The organism is Pseudoalteromonas sp. BZA4 (assembly GCF_040104395.1).
GTDB lineage: Bacteria > Pseudomonadota > Gammaproteobacteria > Enterobacterales > Alteromonadaceae > Pseudoalteromonas.
Genome location: NZ_JBECOT010000018.1, coordinates 19,069 through 45,457 on the forward strand (window position 1 = coordinate 19,069; position 26,389 = coordinate 45,457).

The following is a 26,389-nucleotide window of genomic DNA, read 5'->3' on the forward strand; positions in this document are numbered from 1 at the left end:
TTTGGATCAAAATTGGCTTAATGCCATTACGTTAAACAGTGTCGACACGGCGGATAAACAGCGTCGTGCCTTCACGTTATTTGCCATGGCTTTTTTTGCCATCGTATTAATCACTTCGTTAGTGTTATCTAACTATCAAATTTACGCCTTACCGCTCACTATTATGTTAGTGGTGAGCGATGTCACTATTGTGCTGTGTATGCTCTATTACTTTCGCACTGGTGCTTTAGTCTCTGTAAGCTGCATTATTTTATCGATCATTTTGCTGCTCTGTGTAGCTTTGGTGTACACCGGCGGCAAAGAAAACACCGCTTTATATTGGCTTATGTTTTACCCTATTGTGGCTTATGTCACCTTAGGGTTAAAAGTGGGCAGTGTGTTGGTTGGGATTATGTATGCTAGTGCAGTTGCACTGCTGTTTAGCCCCAACTTTGGCCAAGCGCATTACGGGCAAGTTGAAACTTCACGCTTTTTAGCCTCTTTCACTATGGTGATTTTGTTTTCTGGGATCAGTGAATACTTTAGACAAAAAAGCCATCAAAAAATTGCTGATATTACCTTAATAGAAAAACGCGATGCATTAACAGACCCACTAACAGGCCTTGCCAATCGTCGTTACATTTATGAGCATATTCAGCCGCGCCTTGAAGCTGAAGCGGCTAATTATTTACCTATGTCGGTATTATTAATTGATTTAGATAACTTTAAATCACTTAACGATACTTATGGTCATGACTTTGGCGATCAGGCATTAATAGCCTTTACCTCTATGCTGCACGATAAATTACGTGGTACAGATATAAAAGCCCGTTATGGCGGTGAAGAGTTTATTATTTTGCTGCCAAAAGCTGGGCTTAACATTGCCCATGCTGTGGCTGAAAAACTGCGTAGTTATGTCGCCGAAAAACAGATCCCTTATGATGTGGGGCAGTCTGTGACTATTACCTGTAGTATCGGTATTGCCAGCCTAGAACGTGGTAGCCAATTTAGTAAAGCGATTAAACAAGCTGACGACAACCTCTATAAAGCCAAAGCTAAAGGGCGTAATGTAGTGGTCTCTGATTTAACTGAGATAAGCTAAATGGCAAAGCTAATTTATGTATATGACCCAATGTGTAGTTGGTGTTGGGGCTACAGAGAAACCTGGTTAAAACTAAAAGCTGCCCTTGGTGATAAACTTGCTATTGAATATAAAGTAGGTGGCCTTGCGCCTGATTCAGATGAGCCAATGCCTAAAGAGATGCAGCAGTTTTTACAGCAAACATGGCAACGTATTGAACAGCAACTTGGCACGCCATTCAATCATGAGTTTTGGCATACCGCGCAACCACGCCGCTCTACTTACCCTGCATGCCGTGCAGTGCTTGTTGCAAGGCAGCACAATAAAGAGCACGAGATGCTACTCGCCATTCAAAAAGCCTACTACTTAGATGCACAAAATCCATCTGACATCAGCACCCTTGCAAGCCTTGCTGAGCAAATAGGGTTAGAAAAAAATGCATTTATTAACGAAATTGAAGGTGAAAGAATAAATTCGTTACTTTTGGCCGAAATAAACCAGGCGAGAAGTTTACCTATTCAAGGTTTTCCTTCTTTAGTCCTTGAAAATAAAGGCCTCTACGCTGCTGTCCCTGTTAATTACCTAGACTGGCAAAGCACTTATCAGCAAATCCTATCCCATATTTAGTCCCCGAAAGCCTGCAACTTTTGCCTTATCTTTGCGCAATATAAACTAATTGTTACAGCTGTCATATTTTTGTATTTTTTGCGCAACATGCTTGTCATTTTTCATCGTTATCCTTTCGCACAATAAAACAACCCAACTAGCAAATTAAGCTAACTTAACGAGTAAAGGTGTATGCGATGAAAGGCGTTAAACCACTGATTTTAGCAGGTATTGTAGCGGCATCTGCAGCAGTACATGCAAACGATCTAGATAAAGTAATTGATAAAAGCAGCGAGATAAACAAATCTGCAGCGCAATCACAAACTAAAATCGACAAGATTGCAGATTCAATGCAAGGTCGTTTACAACAATTCAAAGCCCTTAATAAAGAAATTGACGGCTTAACTGTTTATAACGCGCAACTTACTAAGCAATTAAACAACCAAATTGCAGAAATGGACGCGTTAAACGAGTCAATGGATCAGGTATCAGTTATTGAGCGTCAAATTACGCCGTTAATGATGCGTATGATCACAGGTCTTGAGCAATTTGTTGCACTAGACGTGCCTTTCTTAACTGAAGAACGTAGCAAGCGTATTGCATCATTAAAAGAAATGATGGACCGCGCAGACATCACTTCTAGTGAAAAATTCCGCCGCTTACTTGAAGCTTACCAAGTAGAAGTTGATTACGGTCGCACTATCGAAGCGTACACATCATTACTGAATGTAGATGGCCAAGAGCGCGAAGTGGATTTCTTACGTATCGGTCGTTTAGAACTTATTTATTTAACACGCGACGGCAAAAAAGCAGGTAGCTGGGATAAAGAAACAAAATCGTTTGTTGAATTACCAGATTCTGCAATCAGCCAAATCAACAAAGGTTTACGCATTGCACGTAAGCAACTTGCCCCAGATATGTTAACACTGCCAGTCCACGCTGCTGAATAAGAGGTTTGAGATGAAATTATTAACGAAAATGACAAAAATGGCCGTGTTTGCAGCTGGCCTTGGTTTTGCTGGTAGCAGCCTAGCGGCTGAGCCAATGGATTTAGACTCATTACTAAGAACATTAGAGCAAGGTAAAGCACAGCAAAGCGCTGAAAATAAACAACGTGAACAAGAGTTCATGGCGCGTCAAAACGAACAAGTACAAATGCTTAAAGATACACAAGCAAAACGTACAGCAATGCTAAACGAATCAGAGCGTTTAGAAACTCAGTTTGAAGAAAACGAAGTAAAGCTTGCTAACTTAACAGACACACTTTCAAACCGTATGGGTTCACTTAAAGAGCTATTCGGTGTGTTACAACAAGTAGCGGGCGATTCAAGCAATAAATTCATGACGTCAGTTGTTTCTGCAGAGCTTCCTGGTCGTAGTAACTTCATGGATGAGCTAGCACAAAAAATGGGTTCAACGTCAAAGCTTGCTTCTATCGATGATATCGAAAAAGTATGGTTTGAATTACAACGCGAAATGACTGAGCAAGGTAAAGTATCTCGCTTTACAACAGATGTAATCGTTGAAGGTGGCAGCAAAGCACAAAAAGAAGTGGTGCGTGTTGGTGCATTTAACTTAATCGCAGATGGTAAATACCTTGAGTACACACCGGCTACAGATACAATCAGCCAGCTTACGCGTCAGCCAAGCAGCCGTTACACAGCAACTGCAGCTGATTTACAGCAAGCAAATTCAGGTGTTGTACCGTTCGCACTTGACCCTACAGGTGGTTCAATCTTAGGCCTTTTAGTACAAGCACCAGACACTGAAGAGCAAGTTCACCAAGGTGGTACGGTTGGTTACATCATCTTAGGTGTTGGCTTAATCGCTTTACTAATTGCACTTGAGCGTTTTGTATCTCTGATGATTATGGGTAGCAAAATCCGTCGTCAGCTTAAAGACACAGTGGCACGTGATGACAACCCACTTGGTCGCGTAATGAAAGTGAAAGACCAGTACCCAGATGTAGCGTACGACACGCTTGAGCTTAAATTAAGTGAAGCTATCATTCGTGAAATGCCAAAAATTACTCGTAACCTGACACTAATTAAGATTATCTCTGTAGTAGCACCACTACTTGGTCTACTAGGTACGGTAACCGGTATGATTAACACCTTCCAAGCAATTACCTTGTTCGGTACAGGTGACCCTAAACTAATGGCGGGTGGTATTTCTCAGGCACTTGTAACAACGGTACTTGGTCTGGTTGTGGCTATCCCAACAGTATTCTTATACACACTTCTTAACACGCGTTCTAAAAATATGCTGTTGATTTTACAAGAGCAAAGCGCAGGTATCATCGCAGAGCGAAGCGAGAAAGGAGCATAAATCATGGTGCTATTGATTGATGCAATCAATGCTCTACGTGATTTCCTCGACACAGGTGGCCAAGTTCTCTTGGTCATCGGGGTCCTCATCTTCGCGATGTGGTTATTGATACTTGAGCGTTTTATGTATTTCTTTGGTGGCTTTAAACGCTACAAGAAAGACGTAAAAAGCACTTGGAGCAATAGAGCAGAGCGTAACAGCTGGAACGCAGAGCAAATTCGCCAAGCGATGATTTCACGCGCTGGCATGCAACTAAATAATAACCTTGCGCTAATCAACGTAATGGTTGCGTTATGTCCACTTTTAGGTCTGTTAGGTACCGTAACCGGCATGATCGAAGTATTTGATGTAATGGCAATTACAGGCACAGGCAGTGCACGTTCGATGGCATCAGGGGTGTCTAAAGCCACTATCCCAACAATGGCCGGCATGGTGGGTGCACTTTCAGGGGTTTTCGCATCAACGTTCTTACAACGTCGTGCAAAACGCGAAGTGCAATTACTTGAAGACAACATGGTCTTAGACCACTAAACGAATTTTAGGGTGATGTGAGTATCACCCATTAGGAGACTAACAATGAGAGCGCCACTAGGTAACTTATTTCAAGAAGACGACGCTGAAGAAATCAACATGACGCCAATGCTAGACGTTGTTTTCATCATGCTTATCTTCTTTATCGTAACAGCATCATTCGTAAAAGAAGCCGGTATTGATGTAAACCGCCCAGAAGCAGCAACGGCAGTGAAAAAAGAGCGTGCCAACATCTTAGTTGCTATTTCTGACAAAGGTGAGATTTGGATCAACAAACGCCAAGTAGATGTTCGTGCAGTACAAGCAAATATCGAGCGCTTAAAAGCTGAAAATCCACAAGGTAGCGTGGTTATTCAAGCTGATAAAAAAGCCACAACCGATGTACTTATTAAAGTAATGGATGCATCGCGTGCTGCAGGCGCATTTGATGTGTCGATTGCTGCGCAAGAAGCATCATAAGGAATGTGAGCGATGCGTTATATAGTTGCATTAATCATCGCTGGTATCGTGACTGTTATGCTGTTTTTAGGCATGCAGGCACTGATCACCGGTGGTGAAGGGGCCATGTCTGAGCCCGTAAAAGGAAACGTACTTGATTTTGTTCGTCTGAAAAAAGAAGAGACAGTGCAAAAGAAAGAACGTAAACCGCAAAAGCCACCAACGCCAAAAGAGCCGCCTCCGCCAATGGAATCACCGCAAATGCAAAACAGTGATCCTAACGCGAGCAATGCCAACTTTGACTTTGGTGCCAGTGTTGAAGCCGACGTTAACTTAGCTGGCGGCTTAGCCCTTGAATCAAGCGACGGTGAATACTTACCGATTGTAAAAGTAGCGCCTGTTTATCCGCGCCGAGCTTTATCGCGTGGGATCGAAGGCTATGTGATTGTTGAGTTTACAGTAACCAGGCAAGGCACAGTACGTGACCCGAAAGTTATTAAAGCAGAACCAGAGTCACTGTTTGACCGCGCTGCGATGGATGCAGCACTTAAATTTAAATATAAACCGCGCGTTGTTAACGGTGAAGCTGTTGAAGTAGCGGGCGTACAGAACAAAATTTCTTTCCAAATTAACGGTTAGAAAAGAGGAATGCGATTATGAAACCTTTAAAAGTTGCCGTGATTTGCGCGGCTGCTTTCACAAGCAGCCTTGTAGTCCCAAGCGTTGTTAGCATGTTACCAGGTGTCACACTGGCAACGGCTTACGCACAAGAACAAAAAACTAAACGAGTACCTGCACTGCGCGAAAAAGTGTATAGCCAATTAGCACGAGCACAAAAGCTGGCTGATGATGGTGATGCAAAAGCAGGGCTAGAAGCTCTTGATAGTATTCAAGAGCGCTCTTCGAGCATGAACTCGTATGAAATTGCCATGATGCATAATTTCTATGGTTTTATTTACTACAACGAAAACGACCTTGATAAAGCAATTGCGTCGTTTGAAAAAGTAGTAAACGAAGATGCGATTCCTGAAACATTACGTGTAAGCACCACCTTTAGCTTAGCGCAACTTGCCATGGCTAATAGCGATTACGAAAAGGTAATCAAATATTTAGCACAGTGGGATGTGATTAACGACAAGCCTAAAACAGATGCTTATTATGTATTGAAATCTCAAGCGTATTATCAGCTTAAAGATTACCAAAAAGGCATTGAGAACATTAACTTAGCTATCGCACAAGCCGACAGCAAAGGTGAGATGCCGAAAGAAAACTGGTTAATCTTACAACGTGCAATGTACTACTCACTTAATCAGTCTGACAAAGTGGTCGAGGTACTTGAGCGTTTAGTTAAGCTTTACAACAAGCCAGAGTATTGGGTTCAGTTAGGTGGCATGTACGGTGAAACAGGCGCAGAGAAAAAGCAATTAGCGATTTTAGAAGCGGCATATCAACAAGGTTTCATGAAATCTAAATCAGATTTACGTCAATTATCACAAGTGTATTTATACAACGGCCTGGCTTTTAAAGCGGCGAACGTGATGAGTAAAGCTATGCAAGACGGTGTCGCTGAAAAATCAGCGAAAAACTATGCCTTTGTTGCAGAAGCAATGGTACAAGCAAAAGAAGCTGAAAAGTCACTTGCTTACTTTGCAAAAGCCGCTGATTTAGTAACGCATGGTCAGTACGAACAACGTATTGCAGAGGTAAGCATTAACCTTGAAAAATACGAAGAAGCAGCGGATGCAGCACGTAAAGCCCTTGATAAAGGCGGCTTAGAGTTTGAATCAAATGTATATGTTGCCTTAGGTATGGCGCAGTACAATTTACAAAACTTTGATGCCTCGATTTTAGCGTTTGAGCAAGCGGAAAAACACAAAAAGTCGCAGCGTTTAGCTGAGCAATGGATCAAGTATGTGAAGCGTGAAAAAGTGCACGCCGAAACATTACGTACCGCTTTACTCTAAATCGTATTCAACAGGTAAGCGTACAAAAGAACTAATTTATAATCGCAACACCAAAGCTGCCTTCGGGCGGCTTTTTTCCGTTCCTAAAATTAACTAACTTACTCTTTTTTATATAATTAATATTGTCATTTTATGTTTATTAAAGTGTAACTAGTTTGTCATACAGCTCCCGTAAGGTAGTCGCAGTTTAAAACTCAAGTGACCCAAAAGCATTAAGTGCCAGTGCTTTTTGGTGACTTGAGTTTATGCGCTAACACAATAATTAAATATCTATCTTAACGGAGTGAACAATGAAATTATCTGACTTATTCAAAGTTAGTTTGGTAGCTGCAGCAGTTTCTTTAGCTGGTTGTGGTGGTGATTTAGTCGTTAAAGAAGGCGACACCACTGTCAACGAAGGCGATAACGTCACAAACATCATCGATAATGGTGGTGACAATGGTGATAACGGCGGCGACCAATCAGGTCGTGATGATTCTCAAAACGCAACGACTGGTTTCCCAACTGACATCGAAAATGCTTTAACACAAGGTTTAGCAACAGATGTTTCTTCAGAATTCCCAGCGATTACAGATAAACCAGTTTACCGTTTATCAGCAGACACTACATTCACAGCTGATGTAACACTAACAAACGATGCTCACTGGATTTTAAATGGTCGTACAGCTGTAGGTAATGACCGCGCTGATAACGCTGTTTTATATATCCAACAAGGTACTACATTAATCGGTGAATCGGGTGATGACTTCTTGGTTGTTCGTCGTGGTTCACAAATCGAATCAGTAGGTACTGTAAGCCAGCCAATCACAATGACTTCGATTCAAGATGTGACTAATGTTGAGACGTCTATCGGTCAGTGGGGCGGTTTAGTACTTCTTGGTAATGCACCTGCAAACTCATGTGGTGACCAAGAAGGCGAAGCAACTGCAGACGAACTTGCAAACTGTGGTGTTGCTGCAGAAGGTGATGCAGGTCAATTTGGTGGTAACGTTGCAGATGATAACTCTGGTACATTGAAATACTTAGTTGTTAAACATGCAGGTAAAACACTGGGTAATGGTGACGAATTAAACGGTATTTCATTTGCTGGTGTTGGTTCTGCAACGACTGTTGATTACATTCAAGTACACGAAAACTTAGATGATGGTATCGAGTTCTTTGGTGGTACAGTAAACGTAAGTAACGTGGTACTTACAAGCATTGGCGATGACTCACTAGATTGGTCATTTGGTTGGACTGGTACGGCGAAAAACGTATACATTCAACAAGCTGCGAACTTAGGTGACAACGCTATTGAAGCGGATAACTCAGAGTTTGATTCAGACGCTACACCACTGACTAACCCTACCATTGAAAATGTAACAATCGTGGGTGCTGAAGGTAACAATGGTATTCGTCTACGTGCAGGTACTGCAGGTATGCTGAAAAACGTTTTCGTTACAGGCCCTGCAACGTATGAAAACTGTTTACGTGTTGGTTCTGATTCAGTGCCTCGTGCAGAAGATGGCTCTCTAACTATCACTAACTCAGTTGTTGCTTGTCAAACAGCTGCTAATAACTTCGGTAGCGAAACAATTAATGGTGGTACTGTACAAGCATGGTTTGAAGGCCAAGACGGTAACCAAACTCTTACTCCAGCAGATTTAATGCTAGATGATAATGGGTATATGCCTTTAGCGGGTTCACCATTATTAGCGAATGGTCAAATCGGTGCATTTAGCGCAACAAATAACTGGATGGAAGGTTGGACTGTTGCTATCAATGGCGGTTTCCCAACGGATATCGAAAATGCAATGGCGCAAGGTCTTGCGACAGACGTTTCATCTGAATTCCCACAAATTACTGACAAACCAGTGTATCGCTTAGCTGAAGATACAACCTTCACTGCAGATGTAACATTAACAAATGACGCTCACTGGATCTTAAATGGTCGTACAGCAGTAGGTGGTGACCGTACTGATAGCGCAACATTATATGTTCAAGCGGGTACTACATTAATTGGTGAAACAGGTGATGACTTCTTAGTTGTTCGTCGTGGCTCACAAATTAACGCAAATGGTAATGCAACAGCACCAATCACTATGACATCTATCCAAGATATGACAGGTGCAGAGACAGGCATCGGCCAATGGGGTGGTTTAGTATTACTTGGTAATGCACCGGCTAACTCATGTGGTGATCAACAAGGTGAAACAACACCTGAAGAGCTAGCAAACTGTGGTGTTGCAGCTGAAGGTGATGCAGGTCAATTCGGTGGTGATGATGCAGAAGACAACTCGGGTGTTGTTCGTTATGTTGTTGTTAAACACGCAGGTAAAACACTGGGTAATGGCGATGAGCTAAATGGTATCTCATTCGCAGGTGTTGGTTCTAAAACAAAAGTTGAATACATCCAGGTTCACCAAAACCTTGACGATGGTATCGAGTTCTTCGGTGGTACTGTCAACGTTCGTAACGTTGTACTAACTGATATTGGTGATGACGCGTTTGACTGGTCATTTGGTTGGACAGGTCGCGCACAGAACGTTTATATCCAACAATCATCTGTTGAAGGTGACAATGCAATCGAAGCAGATAACTCAGAATTCGATTCAAACGCTACACCATTAACTAAGCCACTACTTTCAAACGTAACGATTGTTGGTGCTGACGATAAAAACGGTGTTCGTCTTCGTGCAGGTACTGCGGGTGTTATCCGTAACATGGTTGTGACAGGCCCAGAAGGTTACAAAAACTGTTTACGTGTAGGTTCTGACTCTGTAGCAAATGCTGAATCTGGTGAGCTTTCTATCGAGAATTCAGTGGTAGCATGTAGTGCAGACAATAACTTCGGTTCTGAAGCAATCGGTTCTGGTAATGTTCAGTCTTGGTTCGAAGGTCAAACTGGTAACCAAACACTTACTGCAGCGACATTAAACCTTGCTACAGATGGTTTCACGCCTAAATCAAGCTCGCCGCTATTAGGTGCAGGTGTTGATGCGTCAGACCTTGACCCATTCTTCACTAAAACAAGCTACATTGGTGCATTTGACGGTGACAACAACTGGATGGAAGGTTGGACAGTTGCTGTTAACCCTAGCTTCCCTGCTGATATCACAAACGCAATGGAGCAAGGTTTAGCAACTGATGTTTCTGCAAGCTTCCCACAAATTACCGATAAGCCAGTTTATCAGTTAGCACAAGATGTTGTTTTCACATCTGACGTGACATTAACTAACGATGCTCACTGGATCCTTAAAGGCCGCACGGCAGTGGGTGGTGACCGTACAGATAGTGCAACGCTTTATGTTCAATTTGGTACAACGCTAATCGGTGAAAGCGGTGATGACTTCTTAGTTGTTCGTCGTGACTCGAAGATTGAAGCGGTAGGTACTGCAACTCAACCAATCGTTATGACATCTATCCAAGATATGACAGGTGCTGAAACAGGCATTGGTCAATGGGGTGGTGTAGTGCTTCTTGGTAACGCACCAGCTAACTCTTGTGGTGACCAAGTGGGTGAAACAACGGCTGATGAACTAGCAAACTGTGGTGTTGCTGCAGAAGGTGATGCTGGTCAATTCGGTGGTAATCAACCAGAAGATAACTCAGGTACACTTAAGTATGTTGTTGTAAAACAAGCAGGTAAAACACTTGGTAACGGTGATGAGCTTAACGGTATTTCACTTGCAGGTGTTGGTAGCCAAACTGAACTTGATTATATCCACGTTCACGAAAACCTTGATGACGGTGTTGAGTTCTTCGGTGGTACTGCAAGCATCAGCCACTTAGTACTAACAAACATTGGTGATGACTCGCTAGATTGGTCATTCGGTTGGACTGGTAATGCACAATACGTATTAATCAAGCAGTCTTCATCTGAAGGTGACAATGCAATTGAAGCTGATAACTCAGAGTTTGATTCAGATGCATCACCTTTAACAACTCCTACTATCTCTAACGTAACTATCATCGGTGCAGATGGTGTAAACGGTATCCGTTTACGTGCAGGTACTGCAGGTATGCTGAAAAACGTAGTAGTAACAGGTGGCGAAGGTTATAAAAACTGCTTACGAGTTGGCGCAGATTCAGCACCTCGCGCTGAAGATGGTTCACTTACTATCAGCCACTCAGTAGTTGCATGTGCAACAGATAACAACTTCTCAAGCCAAGCAATTGGTACGGGTAATGTTCAATCTTGGTTCGAAGGCCAAGAAGGTAACTCTATCATGGACGCAGCAATGTTAGGTCTAAGCTCTAACGGCTATCAACCAAGTGCAGAATCAGCACTACTTGGTAACGGTTTTGATGCTTCAAGCCTAAATAGCTTCTTCGACCAAGTAGATTACATAGGTGCAATGGATGCGCAAACAGACTGGACAGCAGGTTGGGTAAAAGTAGGTCTTAACTAAGCCCTTCTAATCCATGGTCGGGGGCAACCCCGGCCAGCTTCTAGTTTTGTTTTCGGAGTATAATAATGAAATCTTTTACCCCCTCTAAACTTGTGCGTTCAAAGATAAATCACGCAGTGCTTGCAGCATTAGTTGGCTTATCAGTGAGCACTGCCTATGCAGCAGATGAAGCACAAGAAATTGAAGAAGTGGTTGCTGTAGGACAGCGTTTAAAAGGGAGTGCCGGCGCGGTTCTTCAAGAGCGTCAAAATCAAGCTTTCGTTGCCGATATCATGGGTGCAGAGCAAATCTCTCGTACTGGTGATGGCGATGCTGCATCGGCACTTCGTCGTGTAACAGGTTTGACACTTGTTGATGGCAAGTTCATTTATGTTCGTGGTCTAGGTGAGCGATATTCGAGTACTCAGCTTAATAGCATGTATGTACCAAGTCCTGATCCAACTCGCTCAGTTGTACCGCTTGACTTATTTCCATCAGATATTATTGAAAGTTTAAGTGTTCAAAAATCGTTTTCACCCGATATGCCTGCGCATTTTGGTGGTGGTAACGTAAATATTAGAACTAAATCAATTCCGACTGATTTTTTATTTAAAGTCGATATCGGTACTTCTTATAACACCAATAACAGTGATACAGGCTACTTCTATGAAGGTGGTGATGATGACTGGATGGGGCGTGATGATGGTACTCGTGCGTTACCAAGTGAGTTCATCGATGCCTTTTATGGGGCGGGCCTTGAAGGCGATATAAACACAACACTGGCTGAACGCCAAGCATTGATGTCGGCGCTTGATTGGAACATTTCAGCAACTGAAAAAGACGTTGATCCTGAAATGAGCTTTTCAGTTTCACTAGGCGATCGCTTTGAAAGTGAAATGGGTACATTTGGTGTGTTAGCTGCGGTTTCTTACGAAAATGAGTGGGAAGTAGCACAAGAAAAAAGTGGTACAAACCTCGGCAGCTTAGGGTGTGAAGACAAGTGTTTTGCTCAGTATTACGATGGTACATCGACTGAACAAAATGTGCGTTGGAGCGGTACCTTCAATATTGGTTATGAGTTTAATTCAAACCATAAAATTGAACTGACTAATATTGCCCTGCATGACATGCGTGACCGTGTTCGTAATCGTAATTTCTATGATGCCAACGAAACGGAAGAAGGTGTACGTGACCTTCGCCGTGTTGATGTTGTGTATGAAGAGCGTGAAATGTTCTCTAGCCAACTAAAAGGTACACACAACTTTATCGACTTTAACAACTTGTTTGTTGATTGGTACGCCGGTACAAGCCGTGCAAACCGTGATGCACCAGGTGGTGTAGACGCTGTTCTCCAACGTAACTACGACGATGGTGTGTTTGTTTCTGAGCAATTACAAGACGTTTCAGCAACTAACGTAACACGTGAATTCCAAGTGCTTCATGACGAAGTTGATACCTGGGGTTGGAACATGGGTATGCCATTTTATGGTGAAGGCTATGAGCTTGAGCTAAAAGTGGGTGGCGATTTCTCAGAGAAAACCCGTACAGCAAACAACACCACATTCGGTATTACACACCGCGGTATTTCAGATGATTATTCATTTGGTTCACGTTTAGATGAGATTTTTGCTTACGATAACATCAATAATGATGCTTTCTATGCAAGCTCAACGGGTTCTGGCATTTTTGATGACAGAACAACAGACGGTGATAAATACAGTGCGGCACATAAGTTAGATGCTTATTACTTTATGGCTGATTACTTCCTAGACAACACGTGGCGTATTACCGGTGGTGTTCGTTGGGAAGATTTTGCCCAAGTATCAGTACCATTTAAGGCGCATAGTAACTTATTTGATGCAACAACGGATGAACTCGCTGAAGTAGCAATTAAAGAAGACGATTTTTATCCTTCTTTAGCTGTGACTTATATCATGGATGAAGAAATGCAATTTCGTTTAAATTTAAGCGAAACAACTATTCGCCCAGATATGCGTGATGTAAGTTCTACGTTCTTCGTTGACCCATTAACAGAGTTCTTAGTTCGTGGTTCACCGACACTACAAAGTTCAAAACTGAAAAATGCTGACTTCCGTTTTGAATGGTATATGGCATCAGGTAATAACCTATCAGTTGCACTGTTCTACAAAGACATTACAAACCCTATTGAAATGGTAGAGCTTGCAGGTGTAGGTGGTGCTGCGCCACAGTTATTAACTGCAAACGCTGAATCTGGTGAGTTAACTGGTATTGAAGTTGATTTCTTGACTGACTTTAGCTTTATCAGTGCAGATTGGTCGAGTGTGTTCTTGTCGGGTAACGTTACGCTATCTGATTCAACTGTGAAACTAGGTATTGATGATTCTGACGGCGCTGATTCGTTGTTTGAGCAGCAATTAAAAGATGCACTTGATGCAGATACAGTGTCTAACATTGTTACTAACGATGAGCGCCGTTTAGTGGGTCACTCTGAGTGGGTAGCAAACTTACAGATGGGTTATGACTCTGCTGATGGTTTCCATTCGACATCACTTGTATATAACGTGTTTGGTCCACGTATTATTGTACCGGGTACTCGCGGTAATGAAGATGCTGAAGAAAAGCCATTTCATTCGCTTGATCTAGTTTACTCTTACTTCCCGAACTTCAACACAAAAGTTAAGTTCAAAATTGAAAACATCCTTGGTCAAGATAAAGAAATTGAACAAGAAGGTTTATCGCTTTGGAAGAAAGAAGAAGGCACTAAGTTTAGCTTAGGCTTCAGCTACGAGTTTTAATTAAACTCCCCAAGGAAGGATACAATAATAAATCCTAACGTTGATTTAGCCCTGCACTAGCAGGGCTTTTTTGTTTCTATACCCAAACCACCTCAAGATGCAGAATTCAGCGTTTCACAGGTGCTTATTATCAAGGCGTTACTTTGCAAGAATGGCAGTCCCTTTTAAGAAGTAACAACGATGAGAGTAAGTGCCTGTGAAGCGCCCAAAGGGTTGGTTTAAAAGCGATTTATACTGCGTTATTGATTTTAACAATAGAACCACTATTACTTGCAATCAATGCCTTGCCTAAATCGCTTTTAATTCCAACTGAAACTCGCATCTTGAGGTAGTTTGGGTATATTAAACCATTGCGTGTTATGGTAGTTCAACGTGTTTAAACAGGGATTAAAAATGGACTTACGGTTAATTATAAATGGTAAAAAAGCGGCTGATGAGCAGCTTCGTGGTGCCATCGGTCAATTTCGAACTCGTCAGCCACTTGCAGTGCGAGTTACCTATGAAGGCGGTGACATTGAGCGCTTTATTAATGAAGCCGTGGCAGAGGGTGTAAAACGTGTTGTCGTAGCTGGTGGTGATGGCACCGTTAATGAAGCCGTTAATGCATTAATGAAACTGGAAAAGTCACAACGTTTAGAGCTTGCTATTTTACCTATGGGCACAGCGAATGATTTTGCTACAGCCGCTAATATTCCTCATGAGTACTTGCCAGCACTGAAGCTTGCCGCACAGGGGCAGCCGCATGCAATTGATACGGTAGAGGTTGATAAGCGTTATTTCGTAAATGTAGCCAGTGCTGGCTTTGGGGCAAAAATTACCGCAACCACACCGCCTGCACTGAAAAACTTACTCGGTGGTGGCGCGTATACCTTGGCTGGGCTTGTACAAGCGCTAAGTTTTGTGCCTTACAGTGGCGAGTTAACGCTGCCTGATGGTGAACGTACTTCGGGCGATATTATTGCCGCTGCCGTATGTAATGGCCGCCAAGCGGGCGGTGGTCAGCCACTTGCGCCACATGCCTACATAAATGATGGCTTGGTTGACCTAGTGGCGTTTACATCATTTACAATTTCAGATGTACCAGCGGTTATCGAAGAGCTAAGCAATTATCCTAATTCATCACAACAGTGGGTAAAACGCTTTCAAGTGCCATGGCTTGAATGGCAAACACAAACAGAAATGCCAATAAACTTAGATGGCGAGCCAATCACTTCAAAACAACAGCGTTTTGAAGTGCATGTTGGTGCGCTTAACTTCGTGCTGCCAGAGGCTTGCCCGATGCTAAGATGAAAAATTTTGATGTTACTCGGTTTGCGCTGGTTTTGCTTTGGCCGCAATGCTAGATTACTCCTGTAAAAATTAAATTCTCACGCAATGGACTTTAATTTTTAACAGTTTAGGTAATTTGAATGAATCAAACAGTGGAACAAACAATGAAAAAAGTAGGATTAGTCGGTTGGCGGGGCATGGTTGGCTCTGTGTTATTAGAACGTATGCAGCAAGAAAATGATTTTTCTAATATCGACACGACTTTTTTCACCACCTCACAAACCGGTCAATTAGGCCCTGATCTTGCGGGTCCTGCTAAACCGCTTTTAGATGCCAATGATATCGCTGAGCTTGCGAAGATGGATATTATTGTTACTTGCCAAGGCGGTGACTACACCAAAGCCGTTTACCCGCAATTACGTGAATCAGGTTGGCAAGGTTACTGGATTGATGCGGCATCGGCACTGCGTATGAGTGACGACAGTATTATTGTGCTAGACCCAGTAAACAAAGACGTTATCAGTGCAGGCTTAGAGCAAGGTGTTAAAACCTATGTGGGCGGTAACTGTACCGTATCACTTATGCTATTAGCCCTAGGCGGTTTATTTGAACAAGACTTGATTGAATGGGTAAGCCCTATGACATATCAAGCGGCTTCTGGTGCAGGCGCACGCAACATGAAAGAGTTAATTGCGCAAATGGGTGCAATTCACGAAACAGTGGCAGACAAGCTTGCAGATCCAAATGCTGCGATTCTTGAGATTGATAAGTTAGTCACCGAAAAAATTGCCTCAAGCGATTTACCACAAGACCAGTTTGGTGTTCCTCTAGCTGGTAGCCTTATCCCTTGGATTGATGTACCAATGCCAAGCGGTCAAAGTAAAGAAGAGTGGAAAGCGCAAGTTGAAGCAAACAAAATTTTAGGTAGCAGCGAGCAACCAGTACCCGTTGATGGCTTATGTGTTCGCATTGGCGCAATGCGTTGTCACTCACAAGCAATGACAATTAAGCTGCGCAAAGACATTAGCGTTGAGCAAATTGAAGAAATTCTTGCTTCTCACAATGAGTGGGTAAAAGTGATCCCGAATGATCGTGATATTACTGCTACAGACTTAACACCTGTAAAAGTAACTGGCACGCTGTCTATTCCGGTAGGTCGTATTCGTAAATTAGCGATGGGCCCAGAGTATATCAGTGCGTTTACGGTTGGTGATCAACTGTTATGGGGTGCAGCTGAGCCACTTCGTCGCATGTTACGCATTATTGTTGATGGCCAACATTAATCACACAACTCAATATTAAGGCTAGCATTTTGCTGGCCTTTTTTAGCACTAAAGGAAAGTAATGCACACCCCTAATAAATGGAAAATGACACCAGAGCGAGTGTCGCAGTTCATTAAAACCTACAGCTTTGCACTGATGGTTGATAGTGAGTTTGAGGCAACTCATTTACCTTTAGTTTATAAGCCCGATGAGGGCGAGTTTGGTACCTTATATGGTCATGTGTCACGGGCTAATAGTCACGGCAAAAGCTTGCAAGGTACCCGTGTATTAGTGGTTTTTAACGGCCCTCATAGTTATATTTCACCGACTTGGTATAGTGAGAAGCCAGCTGTATCGACATGGAACTACGCTGCGGTGCATGCCCAGGGCAAAGTAGAATACCTCAATGATGACAACACCTTAGCCTGCCTAGATGAGCTAATTAGCCAATACGAGCCGAGTATTTTAAACGACACCTGTTTGTTGCCAGCTGATTATCAAGCCAAGTTACTTCGTGGCATTGTTGGTATTAAAATCGAACTTGATTCAATTCAAGCAAAAGAGAAGTTAGGCCAGCATAAATCGGCAGCGGATCAACAAGGTGTTGTAACAGGGTTAAAATCAGATAAACACCCAGATGCCCAAGCCTTACTTAGCTATATGCTTAAACATGAAGTAGGAATAGGCAGCTAATTTGCATCCCGCAAATGCTGCCAATTGGTTGGAAAGTATCAAGCACTGCTTTGTTAAAAGCATGTTAACTACTAAAACTAAAGTTAGTACATTCCGTGTATCTGTCAACTAAATGTCATATTTAGAGAAGGTAAGTTTCGAGTTAAAGCAATCTTAGAAGATATTTAAAACTCATTGATTTTATTTACCCTAATCTACTTTGCACCGAAAAAATAAACACTTAATTATTTGCCGAACTTCCAAGCCCTCACTATATTTTCTTAACTGCTTAGTTGGAAGTTGGCTATGAACATTTCAAAAAAATTAAAACTCGCCTTTGCGTCAGCCATTGCGCTGCCGCTCATCATCATTGCTGTGCTTGTAATTACACAAACAAGACAGCAAGCCCTCGATAGTTTTGCCGAACTTAGTGAAAGAGAAGCAAGACAAGTCGATAATGGTATCAGTATGTTTTTTGCCGAAATCGAGAAAAACGTCGATTACCTTGCTTCCCATGCCGCTATCTTAGATGCCAAGCAAGGCGTTAAAGCCCATTTGCAGTCACCTAATGCAGAGATGCTTGATCATTTAAGTGGTAGTAACACCGAACAAAACGCCTTTAGTTTGTTTGATCACTTTGGCGCCACCCACCCGGGACTTGCATATATTTATATGGGTAATGAGCAAGGCGGTTATATTCAATGGCCAGAGGGTGAAGTTACAGCGAATTATGATCCAAGAGTAAGGCCTTGGTACGAAACAGGCAAAGCAGCAGGTGGTAAAACGGTAAGAACCAATGCCTATTATTGGGCAGCCGATGACATGGTCATTGTTTCTACTGTTAAAGCGATTAAACAAGCAGGAGAGTTTATTGGTGTGCAGGGCATGGATGTATCCTTGCAGGGCCTTACCGATATTATTGCGAACATTAAACTTGGTGAAACTGGCTATTTAATGTTGATTGAAGATAGTGGCAACGTACTGGTTGACGTTAAAAATGCTGATTACAGGTTTAAGCAGCTAGCACAAGTCAATAACGGAAAATACAAACAGCTCGCTGATAATAATCAGGGGCAATTTGAAATTGACATTAATGGCAAAGATTACTTAGCGAATATTTACACCTCGCAAAAACTAGGCTGGAAATTTATAGGTTTAGTTGAAAAATCTGAAGTGATGAGTGCTGCAAACGCAATGACGATTACTATTTTAGTTATCAGTGCAATCTTGATTGCTGTGTTCATTTTAGTTGCTAGCTATATTTCTAAATTAATTTCTGCACCTATTGTTGAAGTAAGTGATGGTCTTACCGAGATATCGCAAGGTGGTGGTGATTTAACTAAACGTTTAGTGATTAAAACACGTGATGAAACGGCCAAACTGGCTAACAGCTTTAACTTATTTTTGAACCTAATATCGGATTTAGTCACGCAAATTAATGATTGTGCGCAAAATGTAAGTGATACCTCAGCGCAAACATCATCACAGGCGGCGCAATTATCTGGCTCAACATCACAGCAACAACAAGCCCTTGAAATGGCGGCCACAGCGATTAATGAAATGGCAGCGACTGCTAATGAAGTATCTGCTAGTTGTGCCAATGCAGCCGAACTTGCATCGCAAACACAGCAGGCCTCTGAGCTTGGGCAAAGTGTTATATCTGAAACGGTTGATAGTGTTGTGTCTTTGTCTGAGGTGATAACTAAAGCAACTCAAGATATAAACCAACTCGACGCTGAAAGCGAAAACATCATGTCGATATTAAGCGTGATAAGAGGCATTGCAGAGCAAACCAATTTGTTAGCCTTAAATGCAGCAATTGAAGCGGCGAGGGCAGGCGACCATGGTCGAGGTTTTGCGGTAGTTGCAGATGAGGTACGTGCGTTATCACAAAGGACCTCAGAATCGACAGAAGAAATAGCAAGTCAGTTAGATACGTTACGTAAGATGTCTGATCAAGTGTCAAAAGAGATGACAACCAGCTTAAACCGTACAAATAAAGCGGTTGATCTAGCTCATTCAGCACAGCAACAATTTAGTGAAATAACCGCGTCTATCGTCAATATTAGCGATTTAAATACACAAATTGCCACTGCAGCCGAAGAGCAACAGCATGTAGCCGAAGACATTAACCGCAATGTTGTTGAAATTAAAAATGCGGCTGATGATGTAAGCGAAATTGCCGATAGTGCAAGAGGTAATGGAGAGAAACTAAACCTGTTATCGAATACCCTGACTGATTTAGTGGGTAAGTTTAAGGTGTAAGTGAGGCATTATTGAAACTTTGTTGTTATTTTTTTAAGTAGACTTACGAGCTGGATCAATTTATCAAAAAATAATTACCCATTTTAGGTTCTAGGACTTGATTTGATAATACAATATGATTAAGTTTTAACAGCAACCAACAACACAGTAATGAGCTATGCAGGGAAGAACACCAAACTTTAACAAATTGCCACTTATTGTTTGTTTATTAATGTTCTTTCTAACCTGCGTTTTTCATGTGTCTGTAAGTTATTTTCAGGTAAGACACCAAAAGCAATTTTCGAACGTTTTATTAAATAAGGCTGAGCATATCTCTGCAGATATCTCATCAGCAATAAATGCCGCTTCACAGATCTCATCTCGTCAATGTAACACTCAAACCATTAATAAATTACGGGTGATCTTGGCCAATTATGAATACGTCCATGATCTAGGTTTAATTAGAAAAGGTAAGGTTAAGTGCACTGCAAATTGGGGTAAGTTAGATAATACAACTTTACTTACTCAGCAATTATATAATTCATCTTCAGGGTATGATTTTGCAGCAGAGGTTGCAGGTGTTTTTCCGGTAGAAACAAAGTATGACGTCACTAAACGTGACGATATCATCGCATTCACTGTAAACAAGCCTTTTAAACATATTGATGAATTAAACAAGCACTTTGCATTTAAAATTATTTCTAAAAATAAAGAGTATGTTTTCCATCACTATGAAACCCAATATCAATTTAACAGCAAAACATTTTTGCCAACGCAACAGGTAGAAACGTGTAGTACACAATTTTCTTATTGTGTTGTCACTGAGAATAATCGCCCAGGCATTTTGTATTTCCCTTTGTACATATCTGTATTGACCATATGTATGCTTGGTTTAATTAGCTTTTTAATAGCCTATTCTGTTAGCTCATATTTTGATATGCAAAACTCCATGGAATTCAGACTTCGAAGTGCCATCAAGAGTGCGCAGTTGTATCTTGAGTATCAACCCATCATAGATGTTAAAACTAACAAAATAATTGGTGTTGAGAGTTTAGTCCGCTGGAAAGACGAAATACATGGCCAGGTTTCACCGGAACTATTTTTAGGTGTTGCTGAGCAGTTATCTTTGTATCCTATGTTAGCCTATGAATGCGCGACGAAAGCCCTTCAAGAATTAGCACCAATTATGAAAACCGATCATGGTTTTTCTGTCGCAATTAATGTTAATGCATATGAAATTGAAAACCCCGAGTTTTTAGATTACTTACATCAGCTTTGTAGTAAGTATGAGCTAAGGAATGAGCAAGTAAAGATAGAAATAACAGAGCGCATAGGCCTGCCTTTAACGTTATTAGCTTGCTTCGCTTTAAAGGCTAAAAAATATGGCTTTAAAATAGCGCTCGATGATTTTGGAACCGGGGTATCTAACCTTGTGTGGCTTACAGAAATCAACTTTGATGTAATCAAGATAGATAAGGTATTTACCCAATCAATTACAGATGGTGTTAAGCAAAAAATGATTTTGGCGATAATGTCATTAGTCTCAGAGCTGAACCGAACTGTTATCTTTGAAGGGGTTGAAACTGAGGACGAGTACAATTTTATCGAGAGTCATAACGAGGATTACCAAATACAAGGTTGGTATTTTTATAAATCATTGTCTTTGCAAGAGTTACAAAATGCTTTGGTTGGTAATGACAATGCTCAAACGCTCTAGACTTATTTTGCTGCTACACATTAGTATGTAACTGGCAATCGCTGTAGAACAAAATGGAAAACAATGAAAGTAGACAATGTTAACGCTCAAGATTACCCAGAGCTACTTGCTGTATGGGAAAACTCAGTTAGAGCAACTCATGATTTTATAACAGAAGACGACATCGCTTTTTTTAAGCCAATCATTATTGAGCAGGCGTTTCCTAATGTGACTTTAAAGTGCATTAAGGATGAAAATAAAACAATTTTAGGATTCGTTGGCGTACATGAGTGCAAAATAGAAATGTTGTTCATTTTAGATGCCGCAAGAGGTAAGGGGATAGGTAAAGCACTCTTGAACTATGCGGTTGAGCAATTAGCTGCCAACAAAGTGGATGTTAATGAGCAAAACCCACTTGCAGTTGGGTTTTATCAGCATATGGGCTTTAAAGTTGCCTCACGCTCACCTTTTGATGATATGGGTAAACCATTTCCAATATTGCACATGGAACTCGTGTAGGAACGGCTTCAGCCGTGAATTTAGATGTTCGCCGTTGAAACGTCTCCTAGAAACTTTACTCTTGTAACTTGTAACTTGTAACTCGCTAACTTTATTTTCGTCACTTATCTTTTGCTTAATTTAATGAACGCGATATGCTGAAGCAACGAATAAAGCATTACATGGGAGTAGCAAATGAATCTCAATCAGGTGACGTTAGCTGTAAAGGATATGAATGAAGCAGTGGCTTTTTACTTAACACTGGGAATGATTCAGATTGTGGATACCCCGCATTACGCACGCTTTCAATGCCCAGATGGTGATGCCACATTTTCGCTGTCATTAGAAACTGAAGAGTTTAGTAATAGTGCGGTCATTTATTTTGAACATGAGCAGCTCGATGAGCTCTATGCAAGCCTTGTTGAAAAAGGCATTAGCTTTGAACAGCCGCCAACAGCCCAGCGTTATTTATGGACAGAAGCCATTCTAAAAGACCCATCAGGGAATAAGATTAAATTGTATTGGGCGGGAGAAAACCGCTTAAACCCACCATGGAAGGTAGAAAAGCGAGGGTAATGTGTAATGAATATTACAGCAAAAGTTACATTTTTATTCTTAGAGCGCCCCCCTCATGCATTTAGATATACTGGAAGTGGTTGTTACACTCGAATTTCGTATTTGAACCGTGTTGATACCAGCTGTAGACTTATTTTTGAAGAGGGTAAAGAGTTCTTTGATGGAGAAACTGCTGATATATTTATAGAAGTGTTGGATTCATCTGCTCATCAAGGTATGTATATTGGTATGCCTTTTGAATTGTTTGTATGTCATACAAAAATAGCAGAAGGCCAGATATCAAGCTTAATTTGAGAGTAATTAATGAATTTAAATAAATGCTTTGAGGTTAAATGAAGGGCTAGATAAAATTTATAAATAAATGCACAGGCATTATTGAATTAGGTTTGCTAGAGCATCCAGCTGCACAAGAGCAAGTGAAAGCTATAAAAGAAGAAATTCTCGAGTTGGATCGTAAATTTTCAGGTTGAGTTCGATTGCAAAAAGCTGCTTCATTTTTATAAATTTAAAGTAGAGGCGCTAGGGTCTAGGTCCTAGCGCCTAATAGCTAAAAACTATTATCTAAAAAGCTTAGCTCCAAAAACGTCACTGCTTTTCTTTCAGTAGTTGTTTTAGTTCAGCCATTTCAGCTTGTAGCTGATCAATTTGCCCTTTGGTTGCAGGCATGTCGGCATCAGATGTTTGCTCTTCACGGGCGTTACGGTGCTCCTCAGACATAACTTCTAAAATTGCACCAACCATCATGTTTAAAAATACAAAGGCCGTTAAGAAGATGAACGTTAGGTAGAAAATCCAGCTGAGTTCATACACAGCCATCGTTTCATACATAACATCGGTCCAATCTTCGAACGTGGCGATTCTGAACAGGGTGAGCATAGAAATAGACACATCACCCCACAGTACTGGATTTATATCAGCAAACAGCATGCTACCCATGGCGGCATAAATATAGAAGATCACGAACATGAGCAGGGCAATATAGCCCATTTGTGGAATGGCTTTTAAAAGTGAGTTAACCAGCAGTCTGAGCTCTGGGATCATAGATACAAGTCGCAACACGCGGAAAATACGCAGTAATCGAGCGATAAAAATCGTAGAGCCAGCTGCAGGGTAAAGGCTTCCCACCACGATTATAAAATCGAAGATATTCCAGCCTTTGGTGAAAAAGTCTTTAAAACCACGGCTTGCGATAAACCGTATCACGAGCTCAACTAAAAAGAATACCGTGATACCTAAGTCCATCCAATGTAAGGCAAGCTCAGCAGTTGGGTGTAAAGAGTAGGTGTGTGCACCCACTGTTAGCGCTGAAATAACAATGACAGCAATAACAAATGATTGAAAAATTTTACTTTTATCGATACGCTGAAACAGCTGTTGTAACTGCGACAACATCATATAGAACCCTTTGGTAATAATATTTAAACCCACGCAATATACAGGAAAACGCAGCACCAATGTATAACTACATAAAGGAAATTTAATGTTTTTAAATGCCTTAAAATTGGCCGTGATTGCGACCCTTGCAATACTTTTATCAGCTTGTAGCTCAGATGCCCGTTATCATGAAATTCAATCGGCGCGCTTAAGTGAATGCAATCATATGGCAGATAAAGAGTACCATGAGTGTGTAAAGCGCCAGCAAGATAGCTACGAAGAATTTAAAAAACAACAAGCAGAACATGACTAAAACTGAAAAACGTCTAGATAAGGCTATTCGAGTTGCATTAACGCAAGCGTGCGAACAAGCAAAAGAGCACGTACACGAATTTTCATGGTTAACGCATACTGCTGACCTAAAAAAGCTACCGCAATCACTAAAAGTAAGTTGTTATTGTAAAGAGCTGCCTATAACCGCTGAGCAAACCCAGTTAATTTCCAGTTTAATTATCAAAGAATTGAGCGCTATAGATTTCGCTATCAATGCAAAAGCAATTGCGTTTTTAAAGGAATAATAATGTACGTAAATTTAACCCCTAAACAGATGGTTAGGTTAAATCTAGCCCTTGCTATGTTATTTATTTGTATAGGTGTGTACAGCTTGCAATCAGACTCATTACCTATATCAAGTTTTACCGGTTTTATATTTGCTATCGGTTTTATGATACAGGCCTACCGCTCAACAGAGAAATTTGCTGCCAAATCAGCGCTTAGTAAAACACTCACGGCAACAGACACAAGCTTAACGGTTAAGCAGGTTTATTATGGCGATAAAGAAGAGACTCTTGAATTATGCCGTATTACGCAACTGAAAGTTGCTGATAACTATTTAGCCGTCATATTAGATGGCAACGGTCAAGGTTATGACTTTCAAATAAAAGGCAAAGCTGAAGCTATCATTGAACGTTTAAATGAGATATTGCCAAAGGAGCTGCTTAAAAACAGCCCAATCAAACAGGTTTAATTTGGTAAGCCAGCTGCAAATGGCTATAATCGGCAAAAATTATTGAAAGAGATATAGCAATGGCAGTGCCTACGCGTTCACAAATTTCAATTGGCTGCGAAGTCAACATTGTATTAAAACAAGATCAACGAACAGGTCAGTTAACTCAAGGTGTGGTGTCACGTATTTTAACTAAATCACCAAACCACCCGCATGGTATTAAAGTTCAGCTTGATGATGGTCAAGTAGGGCGCGTGAAAGAGATTTTATCATGAGTGTTTTAAGCGAAAGTGAATTTTGGCAACTCGTGACCGCCGAAGATAAAACTGCCGAGCCTGAGTCTGTTTGTAATGCATTAAAAGCAAAGCTGACGGATTTATCTGACCAGCAGCTGATGGAATTTGATAAGCAGTTTAACCTACGTATGCGCAAAGCCTATACCTGGGACTTATTTGGTGCCGCTTATGTAATGGCCGGTTGTAACGATGATTATGGTTTTTCTGAGTTTTTATGTTGGCTTATTTCACGTGGTGAACAGGCTTTTTTAAAGGCGCTTGAAAACCCGGACTCAATTGCCGAGTGTACGCCAGTTTATCATTTAAACGAACAGCCTTACCCGTATTTAGATGAGTACGATTTAATTGCCGGTATGCTTTACGAAGAACGTAATGATGATGAATTACCCTTTGTGCCATCAGGCCTTGAGCAACCAAAAGGTAAACGCTTTAAAGATAAAGCCAAGTTTTTAAAACAAACCTACCCAAATTTATACGCCAAATATTGGCAACAACCGAGTTAATTAAAAGCACCCAAGGGTGCTTTTTATGACTTTAGGTTTCTTGCTTTTACCATGACAACTCAGTAAGTTATTAAATAATATTAATAATATGAATGCTAACATGCGTCAGGAGCTTTTTGAGCTAAAGCAGTATTTAATAAATAAAGGCATCAGAAGAGAGGCCTATGCAATTGATACTTTACCAAGAGTTGAAGGGCATTGTATTTACGACGCAAAGAGTCATATTGAGGTCTTTTACTTCGAACGAGGGGTTAAGTTTCAGCAAAAAACATTCTCTGATGTTGAAGATGCGATAAGTTATTTTAAAGCAGAGTTACTTTCAGACCCATTTTCTAAATTATAACGTTCATAGGCATAAAGTTTACCAACAATTTCTTAGTACCCAAATCCAATCATTTTGTGTTATCTTATTCATGCTTAATTCAGCACTATTAACAACATAAATCAGCAGACTAGATTAAAACAGTTTGCTACAACACATATCAAAGGAAATGACAGTGTCAGAAAACGTATATCAAGCCCCAGAATCAAACCTTGCTACATCATCAACAGAAACAACCACTTTAAGCATGAAAGAAATTTTGTTTTCTTTTAAAGGTCGTATTCCTCGTAAGACCTATTGGTATTCTTTCTTAGGTATTATTGTAGCTTCATTTGTTTTTATGTTCGTAGTTGCATTATTAACAGGTGGTAATGAAACAGCAATCTCTGTGATCACACTGATCTTTTATATCCCACTTATGTGGGTTTCGCTTGCGGTTCAAGTAAAGCGCTGGCATGACCGTAATAAATCAGGTTGGTGGGTACTGATTGGCTTAGTTCCAGTTATTGGTGGTATCTGGGCGTTAATCGAAAATGGCTTTTTAGCAGGTGATGAAGCTGAGAACCGTTTCGGTCAACCTACTAGCTTATAAGCTA

Annotated in this window: 26 protein-coding genes; 25 read left to right on the forward strand and 1 reads right to left on the reverse strand. The window is 41.1% G+C overall.

Annotated features, from left to right (window positions below; translation table 11 throughout):
* Position 1 precedes the first annotated feature (1 nt).
* The 18 genes from ABMY41_RS09690 to ABMY41_RS09775 all read left to right on the forward strand — a co-directional run bounded on the left by ABMY41_RS09690 (position 2) and on the right by ABMY41_RS09775 (position 22,586).
* Positions 2-1,081: a diguanylate cyclase gene (locus tag ABMY41_RS09690; RefSeq protein WP_258535939.1), complete on the forward strand. Its 1,080-nt coding sequence runs from the start codon at positions 2-4 to the stop codon at positions 1,079-1,081.
* Positions 1,082-1,687, forward strand: coding sequence for a DsbA family protein (locus ABMY41_RS09695; protein ID WP_349274570.1), 606 nt, complete (start codon positions 1,082-1,084; stop codon positions 1,685-1,687).
* Positions 1,688-1,863: 176 nt separating this feature from the next.
* Positions 1,864-2,616 carry a DUF3450 domain-containing protein gene (locus tag ABMY41_RS09700; RefSeq protein ID WP_054552068.1) on the forward strand — a complete coding sequence of 251 codons (753 nt, stop codon included), beginning with the start codon at positions 1,864-1,866 and terminating at the stop codon, positions 2,614-2,616.
* A gap of 10 nt (positions 2,617-2,626) precedes the next feature.
* Positions 2,627-3,994: a MotA/TolQ/ExbB proton channel family protein gene (locus ABMY41_RS09705; protein WP_349274571.1), complete on the forward strand. Its 1,368-nt coding sequence runs from the start codon at positions 2,627-2,629 to the stop codon at positions 3,992-3,994.
* Between the two features lie 3 nt (positions 3,995-3,997).
* On the forward strand, positions 3,998-4,525 hold the full coding sequence (locus ABMY41_RS09710; RefSeq protein ID WP_054552070.1) for a MotA/TolQ/ExbB proton channel family protein: 528 nt from the start codon (positions 3,998-4,000) through the stop codon (positions 4,523-4,525).
* Between the two features lie 45 nt (positions 4,526-4,570).
* Complete coding sequence (locus tag ABMY41_RS09715) at positions 4,571-4,984, forward strand: biopolymer transporter ExbD (RefSeq protein WP_036971869.1); 414 nt, start codon at positions 4,571-4,573, stop codon at positions 4,982-4,984.
* Between the two features lie 12 nt (positions 4,985-4,996).
* Positions 4,997-5,602, forward strand: coding sequence for an energy transducer TonB (locus ABMY41_RS09720; protein WP_175080703.1), 606 nt, complete (start codon positions 4,997-4,999; stop codon positions 5,600-5,602).
* Between the two features lie 17 nt (positions 5,603-5,619).
* A complete protein-coding gene (locus ABMY41_RS09725; RefSeq protein ID WP_251601907.1) occupies positions 5,620-6,927 on the forward strand; it encodes a hypothetical protein in 1,308 nt (435 codons plus the stop codon).
* A 290-nt stretch (positions 6,928-7,217) separates the two neighbouring features.
* Positions 7,218-11,318 carry a hypothetical protein gene (locus ABMY41_RS09730; protein ID WP_349274572.1) on the forward strand — a complete coding sequence of 1,367 codons (4,101 nt, stop codon included), beginning with the start codon at positions 7,218-7,220 and terminating at the stop codon, positions 11,316-11,318.
* A gap of 65 nt (positions 11,319-11,383) precedes the next feature.
* Complete coding sequence (locus tag ABMY41_RS09735; RefSeq protein ID WP_349274573.1) at positions 11,384-14,074, forward strand: TonB-dependent receptor; 2,691 nt, start codon at positions 11,384-11,386, stop codon at positions 14,072-14,074.
* A gap of 393 nt (positions 14,075-14,467) precedes the next feature.
* Positions 14,468-15,364 (forward strand): lipid kinase YegS, encoded by an 897-nt coding sequence (gene yegS, locus ABMY41_RS09740; protein WP_349274574.1) that lies wholly within the window; start codon positions 14,468-14,470, stop codon positions 15,362-15,364.
* A 119-nt stretch (positions 15,365-15,483) separates the two neighbouring features.
* Positions 15,484-16,626 (forward strand): aspartate-semialdehyde dehydrogenase, encoded by a 1,143-nt coding sequence (asd, locus tag ABMY41_RS09745; protein WP_349274575.1) that lies wholly within the window; start codon positions 15,484-15,486, stop codon positions 16,624-16,626.
* Between the two features lie 61 nt (positions 16,627-16,687).
* Complete coding sequence (locus ABMY41_RS09750) at positions 16,688-17,299, forward strand: FMN-binding negative transcriptional regulator (protein WP_349274576.1); 612 nt, start codon at positions 16,688-16,690, stop codon at positions 17,297-17,299.
* A 285-nt stretch (positions 17,300-17,584) separates the two neighbouring features.
* Positions 17,585-19,543, forward strand: a complete 1,959-nt coding sequence (locus ABMY41_RS09755; RefSeq protein WP_251601919.1) for a methyl-accepting chemotaxis protein — start codon at positions 17,585-17,587, stop codon at positions 19,541-19,543.
* Positions 19,544-19,700: 157 nt separating this feature from the next.
* Entirely contained in the window at positions 19,701-21,239 is a 1,539-nt protein-coding gene (locus tag ABMY41_RS09760; RefSeq protein WP_251601921.1) for an EAL domain-containing protein, read from the forward strand.
* A gap of 63 nt (positions 21,240-21,302) precedes the next feature.
* Positions 21,303-21,737 (forward strand): GNAT family N-acetyltransferase, encoded by a 435-nt coding sequence (locus tag ABMY41_RS09765; protein WP_349274577.1) that lies wholly within the window; start codon positions 21,303-21,305, stop codon positions 21,735-21,737.
* 174 nt (positions 21,738-21,911) lie between these two features.
* On the forward strand, positions 21,912-22,292 hold the full coding sequence (locus tag ABMY41_RS09770) for a VOC family protein (RefSeq protein WP_251601925.1): 381 nt from the start codon (positions 21,912-21,914) through the stop codon (positions 22,290-22,292).
* Positions 22,293-22,298: 6 nt separating this feature from the next.
* Positions 22,299-22,586 carry a hypothetical protein gene (locus tag ABMY41_RS09775; RefSeq protein ID WP_349274578.1) on the forward strand — a complete coding sequence of 96 codons (288 nt, stop codon included), beginning with the start codon at positions 22,299-22,301 and terminating at the stop codon, positions 22,584-22,586.
* 291 nt (positions 22,587-22,877) lie between these two features.
* Here the strand turns inward: ABMY41_RS09775 and ABMY41_RS09780 are convergent, their stop codons facing one another.
* A complete protein-coding gene (locus ABMY41_RS09780) occupies positions 22,878-23,684 on the reverse strand; it encodes an ion transporter (protein ID WP_349274591.1) in 807 nt (268 codons plus the stop codon).
* Between the two features lie 88 nt (positions 23,685-23,772).
* Here ABMY41_RS09780 and ABMY41_RS09785 point away from each other — a divergent pair, with 88 nt between their 5' ends.
* The 7 genes from ABMY41_RS09785 (at position 23,773) to ABMY41_RS09815 (ending at position 26,385) form a co-directional block, all read left to right on the forward strand.
* Positions 23,773-23,979: a hypothetical protein gene (locus ABMY41_RS09785; RefSeq protein ID WP_054563817.1), complete on the forward strand. Its 207-nt coding sequence runs from the start codon at positions 23,773-23,775 to the stop codon at positions 23,977-23,979.
* Positions 23,972-24,244, forward strand: a complete 273-nt coding sequence (locus ABMY41_RS09790; RefSeq protein ID WP_251601929.1) for a hypothetical protein — start codon at positions 23,972-23,974, stop codon at positions 24,242-24,244. Before ABMY41_RS09785 ends, ABMY41_RS09790 begins: the two co-directional genes overlap by 8 nt.
* Before the next feature lie 2 nt (positions 24,245-24,246).
* A complete protein-coding gene (locus ABMY41_RS09795) occupies positions 24,247-24,693 on the forward strand; it encodes a hypothetical protein (protein WP_349274579.1) in 447 nt (148 codons plus the stop codon).
* Between the two features lie 59 nt (positions 24,694-24,752).
* On the forward strand, positions 24,753-24,947 hold the full coding sequence (locus tag ABMY41_RS09800) for a YwbE family protein (RefSeq protein WP_036971837.1): 195 nt from the start codon (positions 24,753-24,755) through the stop codon (positions 24,945-24,947).
* On the forward strand, positions 24,944-25,471 hold the full coding sequence (locus tag ABMY41_RS09805) for a DUF4240 domain-containing protein (RefSeq protein WP_062565591.1): 528 nt from the start codon (positions 24,944-24,946) through the stop codon (positions 25,469-25,471). The genes ABMY41_RS09800 and ABMY41_RS09805 overlap by 4 nt, the downstream gene beginning before the upstream one ends.
* A gap of 100 nt (positions 25,472-25,571) precedes the next feature.
* Positions 25,572-25,814 carry a hypothetical protein gene (locus ABMY41_RS09810; protein ID WP_349274580.1) on the forward strand — a complete coding sequence of 81 codons (243 nt, stop codon included), beginning with the start codon at positions 25,572-25,574 and terminating at the stop codon, positions 25,812-25,814.
* A gap of 154 nt (positions 25,815-25,968) precedes the next feature.
* Positions 25,969-26,385, forward strand: a complete 417-nt coding sequence (locus ABMY41_RS09815) for a DUF805 domain-containing protein (protein WP_349274581.1) — start codon at positions 25,969-25,971, stop codon at positions 26,383-26,385.
* The last annotated feature ends 4 nt before the right edge of the window (positions 26,386-26,389 follow it).

Excerpts from the sequence above, each read along its gene's own strand:
- ABMY41_RS09695 (WP_349274570.1), top strand. The coding sequence starts at position 1,082 with ATGGCAAAGCTAATTTATGTATATGACCCAATGTGTAGTTGGTGTTGG.
- ABMY41_RS09700 (WP_054552068.1), top strand. The coding sequence starts at position 1,864 with ATGAAAGGCGTTAAACCACTGATTTTAGCAGGTATTGTAGCGGCATCT.
- ABMY41_RS09705 (WP_349274571.1), top strand. The coding sequence starts at position 2,627 with ATGAAATTATTAACGAAAATGACAAAAATGGCCGTGTTTGCAGCTGGC.
- ABMY41_RS09710 (WP_054552070.1), top strand. The coding sequence starts at position 3,998 with ATGGTGCTATTGATTGATGCAATCAATGCTCTACGTGATTTCCTCGAC.
- ABMY41_RS09715 (WP_036971869.1), top strand. The coding sequence starts at position 4,571 with ATGAGAGCGCCACTAGGTAACTTATTTCAAGAAGACGACGCTGAAGAA.
- ABMY41_RS09720 (WP_175080703.1), top strand. The coding sequence starts at position 4,997 with ATGCGTTATATAGTTGCATTAATCATCGCTGGTATCGTGACTGTTATG.
- ABMY41_RS09725 (WP_251601907.1), top strand. The coding sequence starts at position 5,620 with ATGAAACCTTTAAAAGTTGCCGTGATTTGCGCGGCTGCTTTCACAAGC.
- ABMY41_RS09730 (WP_349274572.1), top strand. The coding sequence starts at position 7,218 with ATGAAATTATCTGACTTATTCAAAGTTAGTTTGGTAGCTGCAGCAGTT.
- ABMY41_RS09735 (WP_349274573.1), top strand. The coding sequence starts at position 11,384 with ATGAAATCTTTTACCCCCTCTAAACTTGTGCGTTCAAAGATAAATCAC.
- yegS (WP_349274574.1), top strand. The coding sequence starts at position 14,468 with ATGGACTTACGGTTAATTATAAATGGTAAAAAAGCGGCTGATGAGCAG.
- asd (WP_349274575.1), top strand. The coding sequence starts at position 15,484 with ATGAATCAAACAGTGGAACAAACAATGAAAAAAGTAGGATTAGTCGGT.
- ABMY41_RS09750 (WP_349274576.1), top strand. The coding sequence starts at position 16,688 with ATGCACACCCCTAATAAATGGAAAATGACACCAGAGCGAGTGTCGCAG.
- ABMY41_RS09755 (WP_251601919.1), top strand. The coding sequence starts at position 17,585 with ATGAACATTTCAAAAAAATTAAAACTCGCCTTTGCGTCAGCCATTGCG.
- ABMY41_RS09760 (WP_251601921.1), top strand. The coding sequence starts at position 19,701 with ATGCAGGGAAGAACACCAAACTTTAACAAATTGCCACTTATTGTTTGT.
- ABMY41_RS09765 (WP_349274577.1), top strand. The coding sequence starts at position 21,303 with ATGAAAGTAGACAATGTTAACGCTCAAGATTACCCAGAGCTACTTGCT.
- ABMY41_RS09770 (WP_251601925.1), top strand. The coding sequence starts at position 21,912 with ATGAATCTCAATCAGGTGACGTTAGCTGTAAAGGATATGAATGAAGCA.
- ABMY41_RS09775 (WP_349274578.1), top strand. The coding sequence starts at position 22,299 with ATGAATATTACAGCAAAAGTTACATTTTTATTCTTAGAGCGCCCCCCT.
- ABMY41_RS09780 (WP_349274591.1), bottom strand. The coding sequence starts at position 23,684 with ATGTTGTCGCAGTTACAACAGCTGTTTCAGCGTATCGATAAAAGTAAA.
- ABMY41_RS09785 (WP_054563817.1), top strand. The coding sequence starts at position 23,773 with ATGTTTTTAAATGCCTTAAAATTGGCCGTGATTGCGACCCTTGCAATA.
- ABMY41_RS09790 (WP_251601929.1), top strand. The coding sequence starts at position 23,972 with ATGACTAAAACTGAAAAACGTCTAGATAAGGCTATTCGAGTTGCATTA.
- ABMY41_RS09795 (WP_349274579.1), top strand. The coding sequence starts at position 24,247 with ATGTACGTAAATTTAACCCCTAAACAGATGGTTAGGTTAAATCTAGCC.
- ABMY41_RS09800 (WP_036971837.1), top strand. The coding sequence starts at position 24,753 with ATGGCAGTGCCTACGCGTTCACAAATTTCAATTGGCTGCGAAGTCAAC.
- ABMY41_RS09805 (WP_062565591.1), top strand. The coding sequence starts at position 24,944 with ATGAGTGTTTTAAGCGAAAGTGAATTTTGGCAACTCGTGACCGCCGAA.
- ABMY41_RS09810 (WP_349274580.1), top strand. The coding sequence starts at position 25,572 with ATGCGTCAGGAGCTTTTTGAGCTAAAGCAGTATTTAATAAATAAAGGC.